This is a genomic window from Pseudomonas sp. A125 (assembly GCF_055409485.1).
Window position 1 is genome coordinate 190,087 of the sequence record NZ_JBUZVP010000011.1, and the last position, 23,338, is coordinate 213,424.

Below are 23,338 nucleotides of genomic sequence, written 5' to 3' on the forward strand. Positions count from 1 at the left end.
GAAGCTCCATCTGGTGAACGTTTAGCCATGATCAATTTTGTGCTCGGAAGCCGACAGACCTGGTTAGAAAATGACGTCTTTGAATAGGTAGGCAGCTACGATAACTTGGAGCATAACAACGAGGTGTACCGGCCGGTTTAGCAGCCACCTGATTGTCGGTGGGGTGTTCTGATTGTCCGCTACTCGTCTCATCATCCGACGCAGCTTCTGCCCCATCTGAGTGTTCGCCACGAGGTCTAGAAGTCCGGCGGGGTTCGCAGAGATCGGTGCTACGCGTTCGGGAATATGTGGGGCGGGACGCGGCTCTTGCTCAGTTCTGTGTGATTTCGCTGCCAGTGCAGACTTGCGTGCTGCCTTCAGTTTTGCATCGTAAACCGAGCGTTTATCCGGTTCAGAGAGTATTTCATAAGCATCTGTGATGATCAGAAATATCCGGCTGGCTTCCTCAGCGTTGTCAGAGTTCCTGTCAGGATGATAGCGCTGAGCGAGGACCTTGTAAGAAGCCTTGATGATTGCCTGATCTGCGTTCTCTTGGACCTGCAGGTTGTGATAATGGGTACGCATATTCGAAATCATGTCTTCTTGGAGAGTGCAGGCGGCTACTGACCACCCATCGCGGGCAAAAGGATCCAATGATAGATGCCGTTCATGTTTGTCAGCAGGAAGCAGGCTTGCAAGGTGAGCAGCCAGCGAGCTTTTATTCTACCGGCATGACCAGCAAGCATCGCGCTGCTCACCAAGAACAACACGTAACCGTAAGAGGAGTAGGTGACATTCAACGACAAGAGCACAGCCCCGGAGATTCCTGCGACAGTGCCAGCTTTTTCCAGAAACCGCGTCAGGTCGAATGTCATTGTCCTGCCCTCATGAGTTGGTTATTGGATTGTGTGTGGAAAGGCTTTGTGCCACCAGCCAAAACGAGGCAGCATTTTCAGGACTTCTGGTTGTGTGGCGTGGTCTTGAGGAATTGAGCTCCCCTCGAACCGTCTGGCGTGGCGAAGCGATAAGCAAGAGGGGAGGTCGGTCAGGTTGGGATTCGAGCGATCTTGAAGAAACACTGGTAGCTATCCCACTGCCTGGCGCTGGCGTATGTGTCGGCCAACACTTCAAGTGCGACGGTGGGAAGAGACTGCACGTTTTCAAATTGCAGAGAACCGGGTTCCTGGAACTCACCGTGCCCTTCAGCGGCAAGTCGTGCAGCGCATGAATCAAACAGCGATTGATCTGCAGTGATATGTGGGAGGGCATACCCAACAAACCGCATCAATGCCGCGTGGGCCGAAGGGTAGAACTCTGGGCCAATCAATCCATCCGAAATGTTACCAAGATCGTGAACATCAGCAAAAATCAGGACATGAGCTGCAGATGCTGGCTCATTTTGTAGTGTTGAAGTAGCTGTCATGTTTCCTCCAGATTAAAGGAGCCCGCAGGCTCCACAGCCATCTGTTTATTCAGCGTCCGGCTCGAACTCTTCCCACAGGCCGAGTTTCACAAGCAGGGCTTTCAGCGCGATGGTAGATGCCTCTGGATCAGTCCCCTGCTCAACGTCGAGCACAGCCTCACGAGCGGAGCTTGCGAGCTCCCGCAGTTGATCTCGAAGGGAGTTCGCACACACCACTGAGGTGTGAGTGCCGGGGATTTCAATAGCGATGCTATCTCCCTCAATCTCACTCCAAACTGCTTCGCTAAGAAGGCACTCGGTGCCATCAGAGTCCGCGAGGTAGACATCATCACCCACCTGCTGAGTTTCAGATGCGTCCCAGTTCAGCTGCGAGCCGCCGGTAAACTCGAACTGCGTCTTGCCGGCCTCTTTGAAGATCTGCTGAGGTACGCCAGCTGGAATGAACTCGATGGTCTTTTCCAGGCGCAGGCCTGTAGTTGGGTGATATGGGAAGAGTGTGGTGGTGGTGGACATGGTGACAGCTCCAGTGCGTGTTTGGTGGAGCCATATTCATGCCTCCTCGCATGTGCCAGAACCCCCTAGCAAAAGAACAACCACGTTTAGAGTTGTGTCAGCTCAGTGCCGGTAGAATCCCCCACATCGGATTTAAAGGATGTGTTTGTGGATCAGGAAAATATCGCTGCCGGCAGTATTGAAGGTGAGGTGATCAGTTTTGTTGCCTCGAAAGGCTACGGTTTCATCAGCGGTGATGATGGCGAGCGATATTTCGTCCATCAGAAGGACGTCAAGGGTGGCGAGCCTCTGACATCCGGCCAGCGAGTGACCTTCGTTCCTACTCCGTCCCCCAAAGGGTCGAAGGCCAGGCATGTTCTTCCAGGAATCGGACCAACCCTGATTTATACCAATCCCGACAATTTTGTTTGGTCGAAATCCGGTGCTCCGAAAGGGATGGAGGTCATGATGATCACCGGGGATGGCTGGGCACAGTCGAACGATCCCAATCTAGCACGCGGGATGTTGGTGGCTCAGGCTCAGGAGAATGGCGCGAATGCTGTGATCTTTGCTTCGCTTGAGAAGTACACCGACTCAGCCGCTACGGGATGCAGTAATTACCGCTTCACCATGCACCGCTTTACAGGTCAGTACGCCATTGTGAAAGTCGTCAGACTCAGCTCAGATCCAGCGGCCATCATGGAGTCTCAAGCGCAGATGCAGGATCTTCACGACTGGTGGCAAAGCAAGACAGTCCCTCGAAGCGAAACGTGGGAGCTGTCGGCAAACGAAACTAGATTGATAGAACCCGCAAAGGTCAAGTTTATCCTGGGACTAATTTGGTCTTGGTCACTAACCCTACTCAAGATACTTGGGCTTTCTTGTCTGTTTTTTTACCGGCAAGGGGTGAAGTTCATCAAGGGGCGGTTGGCTGCTGACCGAATTGAAGACAAAAAAAGGCCGGATGACCCAGGGGAGTAGGTCATCCGGCTCAGGACCGCGGAGGGGACACGGATTACTTAACACGATGAGACTGGGTGTCATCCTTGGCACCTGTTCTACAGAGTAACGGCTTGTTCTTGAATGACCACCCAAAACACCCATTTCTTTTTCGTCGCGCGTCTGCCGCTGTACGGGCATGGTTCAACCAACTTTCGCCGAATCGCCAGAAGCTTCGCGCGCCTTCTTCACTTCAATCCCCAGTTCAGTAAGGTGGGAAGCGTTGTCTCCACTACGGCACCCGCTAACCATACCAAGATTTGATAATCCAGCCATGACCATGCCGTCACGATGACTGGCTGCGTCTATTGCGTAAAACAGCGCTTGGGCTTCTCGTGAGTCTAGTAGGCCAGCCACTCGAACTGGATCCGGGTAGCTGCCAGATCCGTCGCATGCACGGCACTTGTAACGACTCGTCCAACCGATCCGCTTGTCCCCAGCACCATTGCACACTGGACACGTTTCGACTTGAGGATCTGAATCAGCCTTTCCAGCAAGGTGTGCGCTATAAGCCCCATTAAAGGTAAGTGACACGATTTCGCATAGTTCGCTATAGGTGTCGGCCTGAAGTGTCCCTTGGTTAGCCGGAAGGATTGTAGGGCCGCCGCCCCACCGGTCGCCGATCTTGAAAGTGATCTGTGCCTGGCACGCCTGCAAATCCAAGTGAATTTCGCTGTAGAAAGAATCCCCGGAAGATCCCAGCGGCCGGAACACATAGGCGGTGATCCTGCGACTACCTCGTTGTGCTACTTGAAGCACGCTTGCGTCGACGTCGTAGCCGATAACGTGGCCCCGCGGAAGCAGTAGTGAGTTCTTCAGTCTGGGGAAGACTTCATTCGCGACCTGGCGGGTGCTATCTGCGATATTCGAGCGGATGGTATTGAGCAGCACCTCTTTCGAGAAACGACCCATCATAGATGCAACCGTAAAGCCACTGTGCTTGGCCTTAGTAAAGCGTCCGTCCTGCTCAAACGAAACGCCCGCCCGGGCGTACGACATATCAGCGCAACCCAGTGATTCAAAACACGCAGCGCGGACACGGGTCGCTAGCATTTCGGTCTCGCGCTCATCTAATTTAGGTGGAATGGTGCAACTCGATTTGCTGGTGGCAGTGTTCATGACTTGGATCCTGATGGCTAATTGACTGAGGCCAATGATCAAGCTAGTTGCGGCGTGCCAGAATCGCAGGCCAAAAAAAACCCACGCCTGGGGGTGTAGGCGTGGGCCGATAAATTTAGGGGATGCCCGAAGGCTTCGAAATCTCCAGCAACGTGCTCAAGGCCGTGAAGCTGGTGACTTGCATGCCCACCCCTGGGCAAATTGATTAAAACATCACTGTGCCAGCACAACTACCCAAAACACGTTGCCAAAATTCAATGGGCATGAGCCCTGCTGCGAGGTCTATCACTAGGGTGGCGTGCAAGGTGAGCTTCCATCGCAAGTTGGGCTGCGTTGGTGACTTGATGTGGTGTCATTAACTCAGCTTGGATTGCACCTGCTTGAACGAGAACGTGTCCGTTGGAGCGGGTGTTCCAGTCGACCACAACAACATGTACGCCTGGAACCATGGTGTACGAGGGAAGTGTGCCCCAGAGACGTGTTCCACGGGTGAAGTTGAACATGTGAGCCAACAGGTTTTGCTTGTCTTCTTCTGTAGCACCTGATGAACGGGTATCGAAAATCGCTAATTTGTTAGCGTACTCATCACCGGCGTTCAGGGTGAGAGAGGACAGGAAATCCTGTGGTAGGCCATTTTCATAGATAGCTTTCAACATTTGGCCGTGGAGCCTGCAACCAGCCTCGTAACCGTACGAGTAAATCCATACGGGCACAAATTCGAGATTTTCTGCTGGTAGGTTTTCATCAGGGGCCCACCCTTTTGCCAGCACTTGTTGCATCATCTCCGCGGTCTTTGGTGTGCTTCGTTCCGTCATACAGATGCCTCAGTGATTAGGTGAGTGCCTATGATGGAGTCCTCCACGTAGTGCCAGAACCGGGGGGTCAGGATTTTTTGGATTTCGCAGACAGATCCGTAGCCCAATCACGAACCTCTCCAGGCACGATTAACTTGAAGCGTGCCCGAGTGCCGCCGGTGTAAATGGCAGCCAGCGCTTTAGCAGCGCCCATTCGGTCGCCGGACTCAATCCTCGATAAGAGGTCAGGTGCGAGCATTACAGTGTCGACCTCTGTGTTTCGAGCATCCGCAACTCGTCCGAGTTTGATAGGGGCGCGGCCAGTAGCATCGAGCCACAAAAGCGATGCTTCGAAATCGGTGGCTTTGTAACCCTTCTTGAGCATGCGTTCTATACGGATAAAGGCCAGGTCATCCTTGGCCATGTCCTTCACAAGGGACGCCCAGCTTGTGTACTTGAACAGTGCACTGTGCGACGGCCGAACGCTTTTGTTGAACAGCTCGATGCAATCAAGCACGAACAGCCTGAACGCTTTGTCTGCGCCTGGCAGAAGACTGAATTTTGCCCCGGCATTGCCTAAGCGCTGGAACCACTCGAATAGGCCCCATTCGGAGTTGCAGAGTATCGTGGCCGGCTCGGTTGGGATCTCGGCGTTGTCGTAGTAGATGACTTTGGTGTCACGCTCTCGACTGCCCTCCATGTGGGCAACTCGAACCACTGGATTCTGGTCGATCAGGGTATTCACTACACCCTCAATCTGCCTACCTGCCCTTATGGAGTGAACGACCTCGCGGCTTCGGGTAGCCGGCGAGCGTTTGCTCAGGTTTCCATCCAGCCTCTGGCATGCGTCGCCGAGAGTGATCACGGGCTGTGGGCAGCGATCCAGGAATGCGCACATGGGCCACGTGAGGTCATGACTCTCGTCAATGATGATGTGGGTGTAGCCCGGGTCTATGAACGTATCGAGCGCCAGCGCCAGGTGCTTGATTCGGTGGTAACCACGCAGAGGCATTTCAATCCGAGGATCCGTAGGCTCTATAGTTTGTTGCCAGAACACTTGGGCATATTGAGCTAAGGCGATTTTATCCAACTCGGATAGTTTGGTATCCAATGGGGGGATGTGGCGAGTATCTAGCGTTGTGTCCCGACTAAAACAGAACCTCATCACCATGCGGTTGCATGTCTGGGCCACTTGCCAGGGTGCCATTGAACCTACTGGCCCAAACCCAAGGCGCTCAGCAGCCAGTGAGGGTGCGAGCTGGTGGGTAGACCATGCTCGCTTACCTGCCCGGCGATATGGCTTGCTCTGGTCTCGCTCAAGACACTCGGTAGCTAGTTGCCCGAAAGTCATCCCAGTTACACGATTTGGACCAATGCGAGCCATCAGGGCTTGGAGCTGAACCTGAGTGTACGCTAGGAGAAGAGGGCGATACCTGCTTAGGCTATCGACCATCCGCTCGATCAGATAGGTTTTCCCTGTCCCCGCCAGTGCCTGGACGTCCATGCTCTCATCAAGCTCACCTCGAAAAACGCTGAAGGTGCGGGCCTGCTGGTTAGTCAGGGTGAACTCTTTCCCGTCATTAGTAACAAATTTCTCAGTGAAGGGATTTAACTGGGCTGACAGCTGGCGCTTAAATTCAAAATTCCACTCCCCATTGGGGAAAACAAAACCGCCCTTTGAAATCAGCTCGGGATCTAGAAGACGTGCGGGGATTCGTTTAAGGTCATTTAGGCCTGTATTGAAGTTATCTCGGTTGAAGCGCGCGGCCATAAGCCGACCAAACTCACCCTGGCCGTTGGATCGCTCAACCTGAATGCCGATGCTGATGAGTTCGGCTAGAGCCTTCTCGGTTTTGTCAGCTCTGAGGTTGTGGCCAGCAAAAGCAGTTGAGTTCTGGATTACAGCCGCACTAGCGATTTCATGAACTGACCATTGGTGGAATAACTCAGCCGACCGTGAGTCCACAGCAGCAAGTTCCTCGGCTTTGTCGATTTCCAGCGGTAGGAAAAGAGTAAGTTTCGGTGTCATTGTGCTGAGCTATTTGACAGCGTCGATTGTGTGTTCAGATTCATATCTTGGCCTTCAATCGTTAGTGAGACCAAGCTGAAGGGACCATTCAGTGCTGTGGCTTCCAATACCGCGGTCCAGTACCCAGGTGTATCAGCTGGTAGCGAAGCCAACTGTTGCACTGAATTATGGTCCGGAGAGTGTACAACTTGTAGGCGTAACAGGGCATCCGGGCCTTTTTCAAAGATTGAAACCTGGAAAATGTCCATTCTTTCGTTGAATGGGCTTGCCACGTAATTCTTTGACCCAGCAAGCGCCTCAAGAGCGCGTATCAGACGCGCGCCCGCACCGAGATATCCATAAAGACTGAAAACTGCCATTACGGCCGCTTCGCGCACTATGTGAATTTCGGAATGATTGAGCCGGTTATGCATGGGAAATGCCTCTAAATTGATGAGACACATTGCCCCTGATCACAGTGTGGCAGAAGCCGTGCTTGTCGATCATGGGTAAAGCTTCAGGGAATGAGCTTTATCTCAGCATCGTCAGCCCAATCAAGCAGCTTGGCTAGCTGCTCGTTCAGATCATCAAGGGCTAAACCTGGTGGATCCTCTGGGTAGCCAAATGGCTTGATTGCATCAAGGCCGTCGATGATGGCAGCCAGATCGAAATCGAAACTGTCACCACCCTCAAGCAGCCATTGGACAGGCATCTGCTGGCGCAGAGTCAGGGCAATGTCGGATGCAGCTGCGGAGCACTCCCGATCTGTGACCGCCCGGCTGTGCCGGGTGAACACCGAACGGATCTTCAGGGTGCGCGGGGCGGTGCGAGTTTGCACCTTCACACCGAAGGTGATGCTATTGCGTGTCTGAGCGGCAAACGTACCCATTTTCAGATCCAAATGTAGGTTTTGGGGGATTCGGGCTTACCGATTGCGGCCAGGCGACAACGCACGGCGTGTAACTGAACATTCAAGGATGCCAGATCAGCGTTTTCAGCTGAACCTCGAACCAGAACCGCTTTTTGGATGACGGGATCGGCTTCCATCTCAGCCGCTCGCCGACAGAGGTCTTGCCGCAGCATTACGAGGTGTCCTTCTGAAAGGTCAGCAATTGGTGTTGCCAGGGCCTTCTCAAGATCTTGCTGCCCTATCCGGGCACAGCTACGCACAAAGTGGTGGCTGTGACTCATCATCTCAGCCCGTGCGTTAGAAGAGATCATTCCCCAGAAATCACTCGCCAGGCGGGTCAGAATGTTCTTGTTGATGCCCTGAATGTCTTGGGCAGAAATGACCATTTGCTGAGTCAGGTTCTGAATGAGCTCTTCGTTGCTTTCGTACAGGGCTTGGAGTTGGGGCGGGCTTGGGTATTTCATGTCAGGCTCCGTTGAATATGAAGCTAGCATGCGGCAACTTGGTGCGTGCCAGAACCGGGTGGTGCGTTGAAGCCCTGCTGTTGCTCTCAACCAACTAGCCGAAGTCCTTGGGTGACTCTCTCAGCCCTTACAAAGGTCTGGTGAGGGTGCTCCCCCGCGTCCACAGAACGAATCAACACTTGAAATGCGGCCTCGATTGACCCGATGTCAGTAATCGCTTTCGCGGATTGAAGGTCCGAGCGGACACGATCCATCAGCCCCCAAAGTACGGGCTGGAGCTCTGGGAGTGAATCCACCCAGTCATCTTCCATAAGCATAGAGTCGACGTCATACCCTAACGAGGCGCCCAGAGACTTCATCCATCGGCTGAAACGTCGGACAAACAGGATGATCCCCAGAAACTCCCGGCTACCAACGCTGCGGTACCAGCCCGCTCCGCGCTCGGGGAACATGGCCAAGTCACTTGTGAGCATGGCGGCGATGTGCTCGGGCGGGTGTGCTGCCCGCGCGGGCATCGGCAGGGCATTATGGATTGCCTGTGTGAGCATGTTGACGTCGATGAAGTAGTAAGTGACCAGCTTCTGAGACCAGACGGCACGGTCGTACTGGCTGTTGAATTCGGTCATTTGTTGGTACCTCAGCTATGTGTTCTACGCTTATGCCGGCAGAGTTGCTAAAGGGCCTGCAGACGGATAGTCATGCTGGACCATATGGAACAGTGGGTTTTGGCCCACATCAATACCGGTAGCTTTGACATGCGCCTCAAGCGCCAGCATATCGTTGCGAACCATCTTCGCCGTGGCCAGAATTACATCAGTGCCCTGAGCCTGGGTCTTCGCGATCAGCTTTAATGTTGCAGCTGACGCGACTGCGGCAAGCAGCAGAGTGGTGGTGCGGTTCATTGGTGAAGCTCCTGAAATCTGATTTCCATCTTTGCCGGTGTGCTGAAACAGTAAGGATTGGTGCACGATAGGTGCCCGGTTTCTATGCTGTTCCCTTGGCGCTAAAGCACCGCTTGTGATACCAATGTCCATTGATCTTGAGCTGTTCGCCATGGACATCCTGGACCAATCCGCAGCCAGGTATATTGTCCCCAGCTGCGTACTCACGTGTAGGCAATGGCATTCCGAAGAGAGCATTCCCGCCTATTAAGTCCTGGGGCCGGCTCGTGGACCACTTACGGCGTAGCTCAGCAACGCCGCTAGTATCCCCAAACTGGGTATCGGCAACATACTCAGCGTTCTTGAGCCACATCCCCCGGGACAAACCATCGAATGTGTGGCGGATCGATTGGTGGCTGTCCCTTAATACCCTCTCCGTGGCCCTGAGCAGGCCAGATAGGGTCTTGTAGGCGGTTGGGTGTCCCATTACGCATCACTCGCTCTGAATTTGTGCGGTAAGTCTTAACCGTAAACAGATGTGCCCCAACCCTCACAGAAAGATTCTGCATGCGGAATCTTTTTATCCGCCCCCAGTGTGTTCGCTGACCTATTCCCGGACGTAAAGGGTGAGGTTGCTCTCTTTCGGAATCGGGAAGGTGTTGATTGGAGCCAGGGCTTCAACCTTTGCCATCGTCATATCCCCACGCGCCGACTTTAGGCAGACGCGCTGATCAGCTTTTACGACCCATCTCTCATTCGGTTGGCCGGCTGCTATTTGAACCAGCTTCCCCATATAGGTACAGGAAGATGCTGACCCCACTACCTTGAGGACAACAATTCCATTCATTCCCGAGGTTATTGGCTGGAGGTTCTGTACCTCCAACGTTTTAGCTGTTGCATAGGCCGGGAGGGCAATCATCATGGCGGAGAGTGCTACTCGTCTCCATTGCAGGCGAGCTTTGTTAAGGGTGGGGCTTCTCATTAATACGTACCTGACGTTAGGGCCGACGCATCATGAGGTTCGGAGGGGCAAGGACAAACCCAAAATGGGGTCGCGGTTTTCAGGATAGGTAAGGCGGTTGTGCCTAACCTTCCCCCAAAAGCAGGGCGAGCCCTGCTAGTGCGGTCTTCGCGTTCTATTTAGCGATGGGATACCAAGTGTAAGGGTCGTTCTGCTTCATGCCGGCTCGGACAGCTTCAAGTTCTTGATGCGCCTGCCAGGCTTCATGAAGCTCTGGCTCAGGCAGGGTGTTGGTTGTATGACTCACAGTCCCCCAGACATGCTTCACAGGGTCGTAGCCCACCAGGCGCGCCACCTGTAGGTCAGGGTAACTATCCGGCAGCTGGACTCGCTTAGCCCCACGCTTTTTGCTTTCAACCTTGAGCTTTACGACTAGGCGAACCTGAGCCACCATGTCATCAACATACACCGTCGTTTGCTCGCGGTAGGTGATGGAGCGCTTATTGATCTGCGGCTGCAGGTCAAAGGATAGGCTGACAATCTTCGACAGATCTGTGATGCCGGCACTCACCAGTAGGGAAGAGGAGAACAGTGGGGTTTGCTGTGCTGCTGATTTCATGGGGTCACCTGTTTGGTTGATGGGCCTATTGTTTGGCCTTACCAGGTGTGGCAGAACCCCTGTTGCGGATATTCTCCAGCGCCATATCCATCAGTTTGGAGAGTGTCATCCCTTTTGAAACTAGATGCTCAAGATCTGCCGTTCCGATTCCCTGGGTCAGGTTCCAGAGTGCAGCAATGCGGTTAGCGACCATTTCTTTGGTCTGATCGTCCTGTGCAAAATTATATGTACACGTAGCTAGTGGTACCTTGCCATCATTCAGTCGGACTGTTCGGTTTCGGTGTCCGCCCACTTCTGCCGTGTAGTTGACCATCCGGTCGATAGTTTGGTCCGGGTCGTATGACATTGCAGCATTTCCTAGGAGTGAGTTACTCCATTGAACAGCCGATGTTGACGTGCCAGAACCGGGGGACAAGCCACCTATGGTTTGATGTGGACCTGATAGGTCGCGCTGGGGGTCTGAAACTTAACGATCGTCTCGACAGGCTCGCCTTTAGCCCGCATGGTTACGCGGTTATAAGGTGGAACAAGCTTGCCTTCCCACGCCTGGGAATTACCGACGCTGACCGAGCTGATGGTTTTCCCGTCGCGGGTGCAAAGATCTTTAGACGATAGATCTTTGGCTGTGACTACGTTCAGCTGAACAGGGTTAAGCAGAACGCAACCCCGCGCTGGGTTCTGGGCAAGTGCGGGCGTGCAGGTAAGCAAGAGGCACAGCGCGGCAACTACGGCTGGATCGGACATGAGGTATTCCTGACTTCTGTCTTGGCACATGGCCTTAGCTTACACGCGTGCAACGAAGGACTTTGCATTAAAGCCTGGCTTGAACCTGGGGCTACCAACATGAAGCTAGAGATGTCAGAGCGTGGCCTTACATAGGTTGGCCGCTTCCTCGGCGCAATACCCTTTGAGTAGCAGGCTGAGGAATTCATCGCTCGACGTTCGCCTCAAGCTCGCGCCTGGTGTCACCGTCGATCTCTTCATGACCTTCGGAGCATTTTGATCGTGATAGGTGAAAGTTGACCTGTTCGGTCTGGAGCACTGGCTCAGAAGGTACCCATTGAACTGGGGTTTGTTGCCGGCGGTCACCGTAATTGGCAGTGCCATAGATGCCTTTGCACTCATCCGCAGTGATGATAGTGAAGTTCAGGCGGGCATCTGGAGAGAACGTAACCTTGTTCATCCTGGGGCTCCTTTTGTGAGAACCATAATTCTCAGTCGGAGCCCCGCGTGCCAGAAGTGGGTAGGTTTAAGCCGAGAGCTCGGCGGCTATTGCCAGTGCTCTTCCGCGGCGCCGTACCAGGGCGTTATGCCCGCATCGGTGGTAGAAGTTGTCCTGAACAAGCCCCGCATGCCCCCGAAGCGAGGCGCTGACCATGTCCAGAGTAACGTGAAGGCTCGCACAGCCCGTGAGCTGAAACTTTGATTACCCACCAGGCCTGTTGTAGGAGAGCGCTCGACTTCCGCCAGGGTTACGCTGCCAGAGGAATGGCGACCTTGAGCTTGGCTAGGGCCAGCTTTTCGATTTGGCGGATACGCTCAGCTGATACGTTGTACTTGGACGCCAAGTCATGGAGTGTCGCTTTGCTCTCCGACAGGAATCGCTGCGCAAGTATGTCCCGGCTGCGCTCGTCCAAACTGTTGAGCGCCTCATGCAAATCATCTATCGAAGTGTCGGCCTCACTCTCGTACTGATGGGCAGGATCGTAACGGTGGTCTCCAATCTGATGGGCCGGGGTGAGGTATGCCGATTCATCATCTGCATCTGCGGCAGGGTCAAACGACGTGTCGTTACCTGCCATGCGCGTCTCCATCTCCTTAACGTCGAGTACGCTCACATTGAGGGTGTCGGCGATGTGCCTCGTCTCATCGGCAGTAAGCCAGTTGCGGGACCGGGGTTGCTTGCGCAGATTGAAGAACAGCTTTCGCTGAGCCTTTGTGGTCGCCAGGCGCACCATTCGACCGTTGCGGATAATGAACTCGTTGATCTCTGCGCGAATCCAGTGGACTCCGAAAGTGATGAGTCTGACCTGAGCTGCGGGATTGAATCGCTTCACGGCTTTGATCAGCCCGATGTTGCCCTCTTGGATCAGATCGCTTAAAGGCAACCCATATCCTGAGTAGCTTCGCGCGATATGCACGACAAAGCGAAGCTGGGATGTAACGAGTTGGCGCGCTGCGTCCATGTCATTGTGCTCTACAAGTCGCTCAGACAAACGTCGCTCTTCCTCGGCACTCATGTTTGGTATCGAGTGAATCACGGTCAAATAAGCATCGAGGTTCGATCCCGGGACCATCGGGATCTGGGCTGCCGCCTTGGTAGATAGTGTTGAAGTGTTCAATGTTGCATTCCTGGAGAGAGTGGTGGCCCGCCGTCCCGGCGGGCAGTCTACTTAGAGAGCGGCAAGCTCTTCATTGATGATGCATGTCAGCTTGTCGCCATGTTCCTTGCGTACAAGTTCGCCAAGCATCGAGGTGTATGCGGCCTTAATCTCGTATGTTTTACCGTCGCTCAGCTCAAACACAATCTTCTGCTTGATCGATTTCCTCAGAGCCTTCAAATCCTCCAACTCTGCGGCCATAAGCCCAATAGCTTCCTCAAAAAAACCGAAGTCATTGGTAGGTACGGGCAGAGGGAAGTCGTCTCGCGGTGCTAGGTCGTAGCCTGATTGTTTGAGTGCAGAGCACACAGCTGATACCGCCTCGTCAGTGCATGACGTATCGAGGTGTCCCAGACCTTGGTCGACCAGGTGCCCGACTTTTACTCCATTGATAATCAAATCGGCCGACCACATGCGGCCATCCATTCCATTCGCTGCCTTGAAGTTCTTCAGAGCGATGCCAGCCTGAATGGAGCGTTTGATGTTGTCGATCAGTTGCATTTTTAGTTCCCTCAGAAGTTGATGAGGGGATTGTGGGGTGAGCCTGGGTGTGCCAGAACCACCTTCAACTAGATTGGGATTGTCGCGCGAACTTGAGGATCCTAAGCCTTGCGCCAGAATGCGATTAGGCTGTCGGTGCCCCAATAGCAATCCTCTGCGAGCTTCTTGAAAAACTCCTTTCCGTCGTTGTAGCGGACATCAATCAAGCCAGTTACTGGGCGGCCTTTACGATCCCAAGATACCCAATCCTTCATGGTTTGTTCCTCCAGTTCCCGGAAGTCGGTGTCGAAAATGAAATTGCTGTTCGGCTCAGTCTATTGACCCAGGCGCTCTGAGTGCTACCCAAACTGGGGATCAAAACCCTCTAAACTCGGGTTTCTTTAGCAAGCAACGGCGCCGGTTGAATACGCTGGGTCAAATATCGCCCGATCAGGACCGCGGCCACAACATAAGCTACCCAAGACAAGCCCTGGGTGAGCGCCGGGGTTAAGGGGTCAACAGAGCTCACCATGCTAAGCAGCGCAGCTGCACTACTGCGCGCCAGGCAGTCCATCAGCAAGGCCAGCATGAAGATGCGTGCATCGGCCCAAGTAAGTGACCATTTCGCATTTTTGTCGGCATCGGGATACCAGTGTTTGCGAGCCAGCTGCATCAGCGGGGTTACGACCAAAGATGCAAAAACCAATGCAACGGTTTCGTTCGGCGCTTCCTGAATCAGACCGGTATGCAGCAGGGCGAGGACGGCAACGTTCGATAACAGAATGCTCAGTACGAACCCGGCCCAGGTGTAGTTCACGCGGTTGCAGAACAGATATTTCATGATTGGCTCACTTTCTGGATGGCTAGAAGTTGAAGATTGAATGGGATTCAGGCATGCCAGAATCCCCCGCGTGGACTTAGGCTGCGATTTTGTCTGGCGTCTTTACCCACATGCCGCTCGCATTCTGGTAGCCAGCGGCGTGAAGCATGGTGCGGCCCAGACGTGTTGCCAGAAGGTAGCCGTCGTCTTCAATCCCTTGCAGTTCAGTTGTGAGGCCAGCCTCATGAAATGCTGCCAGGCACTCCTGCGTGGTTGTCTCGCGGTTGGCCATGGCAACGTACTGGTCGAAGGTCACACCAAGCTTGAGCATGGTGCCGTTAGCCTTGAGGAAGTCCAGTTCATCGACGATGTTGGAAGCGAGCTCAAGCTCTGCCCGAAGGCCCAGTCCAGTCAGCCCTAACTTCTTTTCCGTGATGCTGCAGGTGCTGTGCATGAATAAGATGCCCTCAACCCTCGCAGTGGCCGTAACGAAGAAGCGCTCTCCATGCCGATTGGTGACCAAGCAGGCAAAGACCTGTCCATCCAGGGAGTAGAAGAGGATGCCGCCAGCAAAGCGCTTGTAGAAGCCGCTCTCGTCACCCGTGGTTGGTGTCTCTGCAACGATCTTCGCCGCGGGAATCCACTTGTTGCCTGGGGTGATGATGTGTTCCATGTTGCGCTCCTGATTAGTTGATACCCCTATTAGAAGAGCGTCCAACGTGTGCCAGAAGCGGGCGGAACAGATTTAATTCACCCGGGTTTTCTAGCTCGCAAGAACCAATGTTGGGTTCTTCTTTCGATTCCGGATGTTGGCTCTCAATGCTTTAAGATCGGCAGCGGCGTCGTCGTGGTAATCGGCGATGACATAGCGACGACCACTGTCCGTCGTGATGATATCGGCACCAACAGTCTTGATCCGAGTTGTTTGGATGGGTGTTTCGTCTTCAAAGCCGATTCGGCCGTATGTGAAGCCGCCGGCCTTTGGCAGCAGCTGTGCACCATCATGCACAAGTCGAAAACCTGATATCACGCCATCGGCCTTTTCTTGTTTGGCACGATCGAGAGCGGCCTGGATGTGCGGGGCGTGCTTGGCGAACGGTGGATGATGCTTGCGCATGAAGACCTTCCTGATTTGGGGAGGGCGCCGGGCCCCCTGGTATGCTCTACGCGGCCACTTTGTTCTGTTCGAACCGCCAGTTGGCATGCTGGCCGCCTTCGGACTCCTGTTCGAGACGCTCGCGGGAGAAGTTAGTGGTGCCTTCACCCATGGTGATGCTTACCAGCTGCGATACGTGATCAGCAGTGAACTCTCCCTTGATCCCAGCAACAGTACGATCGGCGTCGTACATAGTCTGGGCTGGGATAGCAGCCAAAGTGGCCTCCATTGCAGGAACAAGCAGATTGCATTGCTGCAGGGTGGTGATCAGGTCGACATCCCGCTGGATGCACACCGCGCTCCCGCTCGCGATCAAGTCACACAGCGCCTGCATCTCAGAGCGTTGGCTTTGGCCGTTTGGGCCTCGCCCGTGTTGTCGAATGGCATGGTCTACAGCCTTTTGATAGGAACGCTCGGAAATCCCGTCGAGGACAAACGTTGCAGCAACTGCATATGCGCTTGCGAGCTTAGGATCCCAATAGGAGGTTGTGTAATCAGCGAGAAGGATGACCTTAACAAATTGCTCCGATCGGCCCTGAATGCAAACCCGAGCTCGAGCGCTCACATTTCGGACAACGCCTTGAGCGTTATAGAGATGAAAGGCCTGGTTGAGGTTTAGGGGGGTGGCTTGTGCTGTTTTCATCAGGACTTGCTCCAGTTAGTTAATGGAGCAATGGTCAACTGGTCTTTCATGTGGCAGAAGCCGTTGAGGTGAATTGCCTAATGGAACTCCTTGTCCTCCGGAACCGCCGTCGGCCAGTGCTCACAGCAACCCTTTCGCTGGCACCGGAGGAACTTTGAAATTCCCACTGCTGGCTCTTTGTCACAAAGCACTGTTCGAAGCCCACAGGCGGGATTTGAACCATCCAGCACGATGTGTGCTTTCTTGGAAAATCTGGTGTCTGGCCGGGAAAAAAAGCTGGCGTCTCGAAAAGCCGCTTTGATGATGTTTACGGAGGGCCCTGCGTCCTTAACGATGACTCCTTCTTCGCCTTGGCAGCTATCACACAGTCCAATTTGTGAAGCTTCGAGTTCGGTCCAGCAACTGTCACAGTGCTCTAAATCGTGGTCCATACCTTTCTCCTTATTTCTGAGCGGGACGTCGGTGGTGGCGATTGATAGACATAAAAAAGCCCGGAGCTAGCTCGTTTTACGAGGTTCTTCCGGGCTTTGTGCGAGTTGGTGTTAGGCAACGCGCGACTGGGAAACTTCGGTTAATGCCGGCTTGATGGTCATCAATTCCAGAATGGCTTTCTGGTGCGGGCCATGCATGTTCCGGAAGGCCTTAATGAGTTGCTTCTCGCCTGCAGTCAGGCTGGAGGCATCAACCTGAATTGCGGCTGCTTGGGATTCTTCCGCCAAACTAGTCTCCAGGCGGGCAATGATCTCGGAGTTCATGCTTCGATGGTGTACTTTGGCTATGTCGGCAATCTGCTCACGCATTCCGTCAGGGAGGCGGACAACGAACTTGTCAGCTGTGCGGCTATTGAAGGGTGCTAGCTTGGGTGTGGTCATCATGTGTTCCTCTTTTCATGCCGTCGAGTTCGGCTCATGTCGCACAGTTTTAGGCTTGTTTGTGCGTGCCACCAGCACCCCGAAATATCATTATTCCGTATGCCTAGTGGCTAAATAGTATTGATATGGAGCCGAAACGCCAGCCAAAACAGGTTCCCGAATTTCAGGATGTTTTGGACGTGCTCAGCGCATTCACCATGATCCTGGTGCAGCGCTTACAGCTGACAGATCCGGCTACGGCATAGTTTTGCCCTGTGTCTTCAGTCAGGGTTACGCCGCAAAGGCTTGTTGTCCCGGCGGAGCGAAATAAGTGAGTAACGCACCCGCCTGCACTAGGTTCATACCGACAGTAGCCAATCCATGCGTCCGCTGGTTCAGGTACCCACAGTCGAGTGGCCTTCAATGCATTTGCCCGCGCTCGTTGAGCACTTGTGCAACCAACCGATTGTTGATCAGAACGTTGGCGACCAGTTGCTCGCCACGGTTACTGATGAGCTGCTCAAGGGCGTTCTGGCCCTGCAAAGCAAGCTCAGTGTCCACAAAGACTGGCGACTCTGTAGGTACCAGGGCTTCAAAGGGGATCTCAGCAACACCCATACCGGTGTGCAGCTCAGATACCTTGATGTGAGTGCTGGAGGAGAGGTGACGATGAATCGCGAAGGTGAAGGTCTCGCCGGCGATGTCGGAGTCAAAGGTAGCGAATAGCTCAGCAGAGCTTATGCCTTCGCGGGTGGCGAGATTGATTAGCTGGTTCAAGTGATGACTCCATCTGTAAGTTGATGGAGCCATCATCAGGTCTCCCAGCATGTGCCAGAACCACCTAGTGGGAATAATTCAGGAAGCATTAGTCCATGATTAATGAGTCATTCCAGGGGTGTTTGCTGGGTGGCTTTTAAATCTGAGCTGAGGAGATCGAGCCCTCGGAGTGGAGATACCGCGGTCCTGTGCCAGCTGGGTCCACTTATCTCCAAAGGTCTTACCCAGCCAGCTCTTGACGTAGACCTGGCGGTTCTCAATTTCCAGCGTTGCGGTTGAGCCCGGCATCACGCTGTAGGTACGTAGCGATAAGCAGTTGTCCTTGGTGACCGTAACAACCCGAACACGCATTTTGGGTTGAAACTTGGAGACCTTGAATGCGAAAGCTTGCTCGTCATGGCCAGACTCAATCAGGAGAGACTGGATCTGAAGAGCTGATTCTTTGGTGGCCGCCGTCCTGCGAAGTGAGGATCGTACCGTGGGGAGTCTGCGAGCGAGGAGTAAAGCTGAGACTGCGCAGCCGGCCCAGATCAGTGGTGCCTGGAACCCGGGTAGCAGATTAACTGCGGTCACTGCAGCTGTTGCGATGATTAGGGTCAGGTGGATCCGCGCTTTTCGCCTCTCTCGCCTGGATTCGAATCTCAAGTCCAGAGATGAAGCGATATCGACCCCTCTAGCTAAGTCCTTGCTGTCGAGAATTCCGGTTTTACTCATTTTTTTTGCCGGGAGGCGGATGCCCCCAGCCAATCCTGGTGGCTGCGTTAGGAACAGGTATATCTAAAAGATGGCGGCGATGCCACCGGAAATTGAATTCTAATATTGGCAATCGAGCAGGTTCTCGCAGGCTTGTTTCAAGCGGCCAACCCACCAAATTGCCAAGTCAAAGCCAGGGCGCATACCTTCACCCACGGGTTAGCAGCGAGTAATACGGACTGCGCGGGCTCACGCCACACAGTCAATGAGCGCCATGAAGGTTTTCGAGTGCCTGTGGATCTGGATGCCAGCCGGCCAGCTGGCAGGCTGCATCGAAAGCTGCCATGTCACCAGAGAGGCGGAATTCGGCAGTCATACCCTGGATCTGATGTGCACGATCCTTCATGCCGCTCACGGTCACTGCAATCGAGTTACCGATGACGCTGGTCATTGCCGATGTGCGCAGGACGTCGGCAGATTCAATCATCTGAATTGCCATTTCGTCCATGCAGGCTGCGATGGCTGTCAGGTTGGTTTGAGCCGCTTGAGTGTTGATGGTTGGTGCCTGGATCATATTGTGTTCCTCTGTGTCAGTTATCGAGTGGCCGGGCGAGTAGTGCTCTGCGACCTTGGTGGTTCGTAGATACGGGCAGCCTTGAGCTCTTCTGTGGCGCGAATGAAGGCGGCAGCTTGTTCGTCATTTAGTGCAAATACACCGGTACCGCGCAGCGTTTTCAGTCCCGATGCGGCAGCCATTGCCTCGCCGTAGCTCAGGGTGCTCAGAACCGGCTTAACGGTGCCGTCGGCGGTGGACAAGTCCACTTCAACCAGCAGATTGTTGCCTGCCACTTTGAATCGTACGCTTGGCTGGTAATCGGGATTGAAGGAGGGCTGGTGGGAGCGCACTTCTTTCATTCCCATGGCCAGACCTTCAAAGAAACCTTCCGCCCAATGCGTGCACACCGTCCAGCGTGTGAAATCGTCACCGAAGTGGCTATACGCGTGCTCCGCAGATGCCACGGCAAGGCCTGCTCGGTCTAACGCCCTGGCCAACACTCTCTTGACGCTCTTCAGCATGGTCTCTGCCTCCTCAGTTGTTACCAAGTCATTGCTTGACGGAGTAATTCTGTGGCCATGTTCTGTGTGCCACAATCCCGCAGAATTAGCAGATAGGTGCTGCCGGCGGTGATGCATCCTTATCGGCCTGCCGTTTTGCCTTGCGAAGGCTCGCATAGCGTTTTGACTGAGCCGACTTGACTGCCGCCTCAGGGCTGACAGCTTCAATTGAGTAGATATCGCACTCCGAATAGTCAGGATCGCTTGGCGACCCGCCATAGCTCCAGCTGCCATTTGGGAAACGAACTACCGTCCAAATCCTGCTCATGTTTGATACCTGCGTTAAGTGGGTGAATAAAATGCCGTTACCCGGCGAGTGCGACTTGTTGATCTTCAGCAGACCAATCAGTGATATTCCGGTAAGAGTTGACCATTGAGATCAACTCTTGTGGGATGACGACCGGCCTGACTGCACCCTTGCCAATTCGGACGAATCGGAGCTTTGCGGTGATGCGCTTGATGACCTTTTGAATGCCCGGTGTCCCCAACCGCCGGCGCGATGATTGCCAGTTCAACTCTGAGACTTCACGTGCCTCGCAAAGGGATTTCACCGCATATCGGGCTTGGTCGAGGATCGGGCGAGCCTCTGGTACCTCTTCAGACATCTCCCAGGCGGCCAGGCGGCATGCTGTGTCGATGCACATCCAGCCAGCCTCATTGAAGAGTGACTCATTCGTGCAGGTCGGATGAGCAGGAGTCATCTCTCGATAACTCCAAGAGCCATCCATGTAGTTGTGACTGGCGGTAGCCTTGAGAGCTGAGGGGTAATCGCTATTGACCCTACCGTAAACGTAGGAAGGGCCCGTGTACTGGATGACTGTGTAGTAGTCGGCAATGCGCTGAATCAGCAGTGCTGTGGCTCGACGGATGTTAGATGCAGTGACATCGTCGGCCATCCCCAGTTGAGCGCGCAAGCGGATGCGATCCAGGGGGGCAAGTGATCCAACATCCTTCGCCCCTCTCAGTGTTTGTGCTGAATCTGGTTGATTTCGCATGATGCGCCCTCTTAGTTGATGGTCATCATTGTCATAGTGTGTTGCGCGTGGCAGAAGCTCTTGAAAATTAAGATTCGCGAATTTCGCCGCTGGCCCTTGGTCCGTCAAAGTTCGGGTATTTAGAAACAAACACCTTGTTGTGGGCCTGGATCATTTCGGCGGCTTCGCCAGAGATCCCCCAGTGTGCCGGGAGGCAGCGTTTTCCAGTGAAGGTCGAGCAGGGGTCAACCAGTCCGTACTCCAGATCTAAGTCTTCGCTGCCGAAGCACACGAGCACTTCGGGCGCATCCAGTTCTGCGTACATGTCGTAATCACTGAGAGGGTAAGTGCCCCACTTCAATTCCGGGTGCATTTCCTGAAGAGTCTTGAGGAGTTCCTCGGTCGAGGGTGCCATTTCATTTCCTTGGTGCGCCAGCGGGCAGCTTATTGAGATTGTCGAGGGGCTCAAGCGGCAAAGCGTTCAATGCCGAGTTGATTGCGCTTGTTGCCAATCACGTTGAGCGAAACCCCAATCTCTGTGGCCAGCACGGAGTCTCGAACGGTACCTAGTCTTTGCACCTGTGCTTCAGTCCACTGATGCCTAGGTTTTGGGGTCTGAGCTTCGATGCTCAATGCGTTCCTCCGCAACATTACTGTCTGTAGGGTTACGCCCAGTTGATCTGCAGCTTCCCGATCGGTCATCGTGCCGAGGATTGCATCACGTTCGGGTGTCCAGCTACTGGCCCGACCACCAACGAAAGCGCCGATCTGAAGTTGCTGGCGCTTGTAGGCAACGGAGCTGCTCGAGATGCCTATCGCTGAAGAGACGTCTTTATCGGACATCGTCCCGAGCAACCTGAGGCCTTCCTCAGTCCATACCACTTCTTGTTGAGTTACCAGGGCAGGGATTTTAAGTTCACTTCTACGAAGGGTTACGCAGCTCCGGCTGACCCCAAGTAGTTTGGCCAGCGTCTTGTCCGGCATGGTGCCGAGCATCTTAATTTTGTCTTCAGTCCACTCAATGCGGGCGTGGGTGTTGAAAGCCGAGATTTGCAGCTGAGCCCGTTTTTTAGTGACACGCTTATTGCTCACGCCCCAGATCCTGCCGAGTTCATAGTCACTTTTAGTGCCGAGGAGTTTGATTCGATCAACCGTCCAGAACTTGACCTTGGGTGTAGATTGTTCTTTGGGAGCAGCCTTAGGCGCGGCTGGAAGCGCCCCATGCTCCGGGGCACCCTTGGACCGGGATGGCTTGATGTTGAGCCGAGTACGCTTGCTGGAGACGACACCAATGGTAATCCCAAGCTTTGCGGCTACAGCGCGATCAGTATCAGTACCGAGGAGCGCGAGAGCTTGATTAGTCCAGGTGTAGGTGGGTTTCATAAATGAGCCTCCGTTGAATTTCAGAATGGGCTCATTTTCCTGTCACCTAAGGTGTGCCAGAAGCGGCAACATATGAAATTTTCCTTCGAGAAAGCAAAAGCCCTCCACGTTGGGAGGGCTCATTCAATTCAAGCGGTCAGGCGGCCAGCGCAGCGTTCGGGCCGTAAAGAAACTCGGCCCCCACCACACTGATTCCTTTCAGCTCGCACATTCCGTGATTTCCATCTACCTCGATATCCAGGCCCTGAACCGTGTACGACACCTGCAGGTGCTCAAAGACTTGCTCACCCATCACTTGATCAATCAGTGACTCAAGGGTGGGGTAGTTGCTCTTGAAGCCTTCCCACGTATCGGAAACCCGGCAGCAAGCTTCGACTCCATCGTCCATGGCCATGTAGCCGCAGTGGGTCTCGGTAGTACCGAGGGTCTTGAATTCGGTGAGGATGATGGTGAGAGAGTTAGCCATGTGTGGACTTCCTGTAGTTGAGTGATAAGTCATCTTCAGTCATGTCATGGTGTGCCAGAACCCCCAAAAATTGATCACTTCAGCTACGCAAGTCGGTGCCGTCCTGTGATCCAGTATCCCGATCGTTGGAATGTGTCTGGCCCAAACCTGGACATCAAAGTGCTGATGTCGTCTGCTTGAGGCACAGAATCGGCAGTCGGTTGTTTAGGTGGCATATGGTGAATCGTGCTTGAAGGAGTTAATCAGGGGAGGAACGCGAACGAGCAGTTATGTCAGGCAAAAGTTGGGGCCTCAATGTCTCCATCAAGGATCGCTACCATCAACCAGCCCGCGTCGGGTTGCGACCCCCGGGCCTCGACCAAATCTTGATGAGCCATTTCCATTGAGAGGATCTCAAAGCTGGGTCGATCAGCCCAATGCTCTTGGTCACGGCTGTGAACTTGATAGCCAACGATCGCCGGTGCCAGCGCCGTAATTGGCAAGTGCTTCACGACGACCTTCTCGAAGCTCGACAGCGCGCGGGCGAAAAAACCAGATTCGGGAGGGCAAAGCGATACAAGGTCTGCAATGGTCATTTGCTGAATGGTCGCTTTGCCGACAGTCATACGCTGCCAATACTCGTTGAACTGCTCGAGCGGGCGAATCCCCGTGGAGTCCAACACAAGATTGTTTTTTGGACTGAGAAGGGCGCAGTGGCGCATTTCACCGTTTTCAACGACAGCGACTGCTTGCCCGGTCTCGGCCAAGATGTTCAGGGCGACAGTGAGGAAGCTTGCTTGAAGGCACGAGGCTTCTTGCTCCGCAGGAAGCTCAATGATCAACGCTTTGGGGCCAGTGCAGAGTTTCATAACGAGCAGTTGAATTGGCTTCATAGGGCCTCCTGAATCAGTGAGACCTTATGTTCAACGTCATTCGGTCGTGCCAGAAGCCAGCGAGGCTGAATCGCCGG

The 23,338-nt window shown here is 54.0% G+C and carries 34 protein-coding genes; 1 reads left to right on the forward strand and 33 read right to left on the reverse strand.

Going from position 1 to position 23,338, the window contains the following annotated elements; translation table 11 throughout:
* Positions 1-63: 63 nt before the first annotated feature.
* The 4 genes from ACZRN6_RS17180 to ACZRN6_RS17195 form a co-directional block, all read right to left on the reverse strand.
* Positions 64-564, reverse strand: coding sequence for a J domain-containing protein (locus tag ACZRN6_RS17180; protein WP_161952147.1), 501 nt, complete (start codon positions 562-564; stop codon positions 64-66).
* A gap of 35 nt (positions 565-599) precedes the next feature.
* Positions 600-854, reverse strand: a complete 255-nt coding sequence (locus tag ACZRN6_RS17185; protein ID WP_078465949.1) for a hypothetical protein — start codon at positions 852-854, stop codon at positions 600-602.
* A gap of 170 nt (positions 855-1,024) precedes the next feature.
* The gene (locus tag ACZRN6_RS17190) at positions 1,025-1,402 is read right to left on the reverse strand and encodes a hypothetical protein (RefSeq protein ID WP_078465950.1); all 378 of its coding nucleotides are present in this window, start codon (positions 1,400-1,402) and stop codon (positions 1,025-1,027) included.
* A 45-nt stretch (positions 1,403-1,447) separates the two neighbouring features.
* Complete coding sequence (locus tag ACZRN6_RS17195) at positions 1,448-1,915, reverse strand: hypothetical protein (protein ID WP_284184486.1); 468 nt, start codon at positions 1,913-1,915, stop codon at positions 1,448-1,450.
* Positions 1,916-2,062: 147 nt separating this feature from the next.
* Between ACZRN6_RS17195 and ACZRN6_RS17200 the strand changes: the two genes are divergently transcribed.
* Positions 2,063-2,875, forward strand: a complete 813-nt coding sequence (locus tag ACZRN6_RS17200) for a cold-shock protein (RefSeq protein ID WP_284184485.1) — start codon at positions 2,063-2,065, stop codon at positions 2,873-2,875.
* A 162-nt stretch (positions 2,876-3,037) separates the two neighbouring features.
* Here the strand turns inward: ACZRN6_RS17200 and ACZRN6_RS17205 are convergent, their stop codons facing one another.
* From ACZRN6_RS17205 to ACZRN6_RS17345, 29 genes are all read right to left on the reverse strand, one after another.
* Positions 3,038-4,012 (reverse strand): hypothetical protein, encoded by a 975-nt coding sequence (locus tag ACZRN6_RS17205; protein WP_284184484.1) that lies wholly within the window; start codon positions 4,010-4,012, stop codon positions 3,038-3,040.
* Between the two features lie 254 nt (positions 4,013-4,266).
* Positions 4,267-4,794 (reverse strand): hypothetical protein, encoded by a 528-nt coding sequence (locus ACZRN6_RS17210; RefSeq protein ID WP_153045975.1) that lies wholly within the window; start codon positions 4,792-4,794, stop codon positions 4,267-4,269.
* A gap of 100 nt (positions 4,795-4,894) precedes the next feature.
* Entirely contained in the window at positions 4,895-6,835 is a 1,941-nt protein-coding gene (locus ACZRN6_RS17215) for an AAA family ATPase (protein ID WP_169904098.1), read from the reverse strand.
* Positions 6,832-7,248 (reverse strand): hypothetical protein, encoded by a 417-nt coding sequence (locus ACZRN6_RS17220; RefSeq protein ID WP_284184482.1) that lies wholly within the window; start codon positions 7,246-7,248, stop codon positions 6,832-6,834. The genes ACZRN6_RS17215 and ACZRN6_RS17220 overlap by 4 nt, the downstream gene beginning before the upstream one ends.
* An 83-nt stretch (positions 7,249-7,331) precedes the next feature.
* Positions 7,332-7,703 (reverse strand): hypothetical protein, encoded by a 372-nt coding sequence (locus ACZRN6_RS17225; protein WP_284184481.1) that lies wholly within the window; start codon positions 7,701-7,703, stop codon positions 7,332-7,334.
* Positions 7,704-7,705: 2 nt separating this feature from the next.
* A complete protein-coding gene (locus ACZRN6_RS17230; protein WP_078465957.1) occupies positions 7,706-8,188 on the reverse strand; it encodes a DUF2968 domain-containing protein in 483 nt (160 codons plus the stop codon).
* A gap of 86 nt (positions 8,189-8,274) precedes the next feature.
* The gene (locus ACZRN6_RS17235; RefSeq protein ID WP_078465958.1) at positions 8,275-8,814 is read right to left on the reverse strand and encodes a hypothetical protein; all 540 of its coding nucleotides are present in this window, start codon (positions 8,812-8,814) and stop codon (positions 8,275-8,277) included.
* Positions 8,815-8,844: 30 nt separating this feature from the next.
* Positions 8,845-9,090, reverse strand: a complete 246-nt coding sequence (locus ACZRN6_RS17240) for a hypothetical protein (RefSeq protein WP_169904097.1) — start codon at positions 9,088-9,090, stop codon at positions 8,845-8,847.
* Between the two features lie 586 nt (positions 9,091-9,676).
* On the reverse strand, positions 9,677-9,991 hold the full coding sequence (locus ACZRN6_RS17245; RefSeq protein ID WP_078465961.1) for a hypothetical protein: 315 nt from the start codon (positions 9,989-9,991) through the stop codon (positions 9,677-9,679).
* A gap of 214 nt (positions 9,992-10,205) precedes the next feature.
* Positions 10,206-10,649, reverse strand: a complete 444-nt coding sequence (locus ACZRN6_RS17250; RefSeq protein ID WP_078465962.1) for a hypothetical protein — start codon at positions 10,647-10,649, stop codon at positions 10,206-10,208.
* A gap of 25 nt (positions 10,650-10,674) precedes the next feature.
* On the reverse strand, positions 10,675-10,995 hold the full coding sequence (locus ACZRN6_RS17255; RefSeq protein WP_116827210.1) for a hypothetical protein: 321 nt from the start codon (positions 10,993-10,995) through the stop codon (positions 10,675-10,677).
* Between the two features lie 74 nt (positions 10,996-11,069).
* Entirely contained in the window at positions 11,070-11,393 is a 324-nt protein-coding gene (locus ACZRN6_RS17260; RefSeq protein WP_221730295.1) for a hypothetical protein, read from the reverse strand.
* A gap of 184 nt (positions 11,394-11,577) precedes the next feature.
* Positions 11,578-11,832 (reverse strand): hypothetical protein, encoded by a 255-nt coding sequence (locus ACZRN6_RS17265; RefSeq protein WP_221730296.1) that lies wholly within the window; start codon positions 11,830-11,832, stop codon positions 11,578-11,580.
* Between the two features lie 289 nt (positions 11,833-12,121).
* Entirely contained in the window at positions 12,122-12,991 is an 870-nt protein-coding gene (gene rpoH / locus ACZRN6_RS17270) for an RNA polymerase sigma factor RpoH (protein WP_221730297.1), read from the reverse strand.
* A 51-nt stretch (positions 12,992-13,042) separates the two neighbouring features.
* The gene (locus ACZRN6_RS17275; protein WP_284184480.1) at positions 13,043-13,531 is read right to left on the reverse strand and encodes a hypothetical protein; all 489 of its coding nucleotides are present in this window, start codon (positions 13,529-13,531) and stop codon (positions 13,043-13,045) included.
* 101 nt (positions 13,532-13,632) lie between these two features.
* A complete protein-coding gene (locus ACZRN6_RS17280; RefSeq protein ID WP_161952149.1) occupies positions 13,633-13,785 on the reverse strand; it encodes a hypothetical protein in 153 nt (50 codons plus the stop codon).
* 110 nt (positions 13,786-13,895) lie between these two features.
* A complete protein-coding gene (locus ACZRN6_RS17285) occupies positions 13,896-14,351 on the reverse strand; it encodes a hypothetical protein (RefSeq protein WP_194941092.1) in 456 nt (151 codons plus the stop codon).
* Between the two features lie 76 nt (positions 14,352-14,427).
* The gene (locus ACZRN6_RS17290; RefSeq protein WP_078465968.1) at positions 14,428-15,003 is read right to left on the reverse strand and encodes a hypothetical protein; all 576 of its coding nucleotides are present in this window, start codon (positions 15,001-15,003) and stop codon (positions 14,428-14,430) included.
* Positions 15,004-15,093: 90 nt separating this feature from the next.
* Positions 15,094-15,447, reverse strand: coding sequence for a hypothetical protein (locus ACZRN6_RS17295; RefSeq protein ID WP_078465969.1), 354 nt, complete (start codon positions 15,445-15,447; stop codon positions 15,094-15,096).
* A 46-nt stretch (positions 15,448-15,493) separates the two neighbouring features.
* Positions 15,494-16,129, reverse strand: coding sequence for a hypothetical protein (locus ACZRN6_RS17300; protein ID WP_221730299.1), 636 nt, complete (start codon positions 16,127-16,129; stop codon positions 15,494-15,496).
* Between the two features lie 542 nt (positions 16,130-16,671).
* Entirely contained in the window at positions 16,672-17,004 is a 333-nt protein-coding gene (locus tag ACZRN6_RS17305) for an Arc family DNA-binding protein (protein ID WP_011923151.1), read from the reverse strand.
* A gap of 396 nt (positions 17,005-17,400) precedes the next feature.
* Positions 17,401-17,757 (reverse strand): hypothetical protein, encoded by a 357-nt coding sequence (locus tag ACZRN6_RS17310; RefSeq protein WP_078465972.1) that lies wholly within the window; start codon positions 17,755-17,757, stop codon positions 17,401-17,403.
* A gap of 955 nt (positions 17,758-18,712) precedes the next feature.
* Positions 18,713-19,024, reverse strand: coding sequence for a hypothetical protein (locus ACZRN6_RS17315; protein ID WP_116827200.1), 312 nt, complete (start codon positions 19,022-19,024; stop codon positions 18,713-18,715).
* Between the two features lie 20 nt (positions 19,025-19,044).
* Positions 19,045-19,527: a hypothetical protein gene (locus tag ACZRN6_RS17320; protein WP_194941095.1), complete on the reverse strand. Its 483-nt coding sequence runs from the start codon at positions 19,525-19,527 to the stop codon at positions 19,045-19,047.
* Between the two features lie 344 nt (positions 19,528-19,871).
* Positions 19,872-20,561, reverse strand: coding sequence for a hypothetical protein (locus ACZRN6_RS17325; protein WP_011923146.1), 690 nt, complete (start codon positions 20,559-20,561; stop codon positions 19,872-19,874).
* Between the two features lie 67 nt (positions 20,562-20,628).
* Complete coding sequence (locus ACZRN6_RS17330) at positions 20,629-20,955, reverse strand: hypothetical protein (RefSeq protein ID WP_011923145.1); 327 nt, start codon at positions 20,953-20,955, stop codon at positions 20,629-20,631.
* A gap of 50 nt (positions 20,956-21,005) precedes the next feature.
* Positions 21,006-21,923 carry a hypothetical protein gene (locus ACZRN6_RS17335; RefSeq protein WP_011923144.1) on the reverse strand — a complete coding sequence of 306 codons (918 nt, stop codon included), beginning with the start codon at positions 21,921-21,923 and terminating at the stop codon, positions 21,006-21,008.
* A 136-nt stretch (positions 21,924-22,059) separates the two neighbouring features.
* Positions 22,060-22,389 (reverse strand): hypothetical protein, encoded by a 330-nt coding sequence (locus tag ACZRN6_RS17340; RefSeq protein WP_078465977.1) that lies wholly within the window; start codon positions 22,387-22,389, stop codon positions 22,060-22,062.
* Between the two features lie 272 nt (positions 22,390-22,661).
* A complete protein-coding gene (locus ACZRN6_RS17345) occupies positions 22,662-23,261 on the reverse strand; it encodes a hypothetical protein (protein ID WP_078465978.1) in 600 nt (199 codons plus the stop codon).
* Between the last annotated feature and the right edge of the window lie 77 nt (positions 23,262-23,338).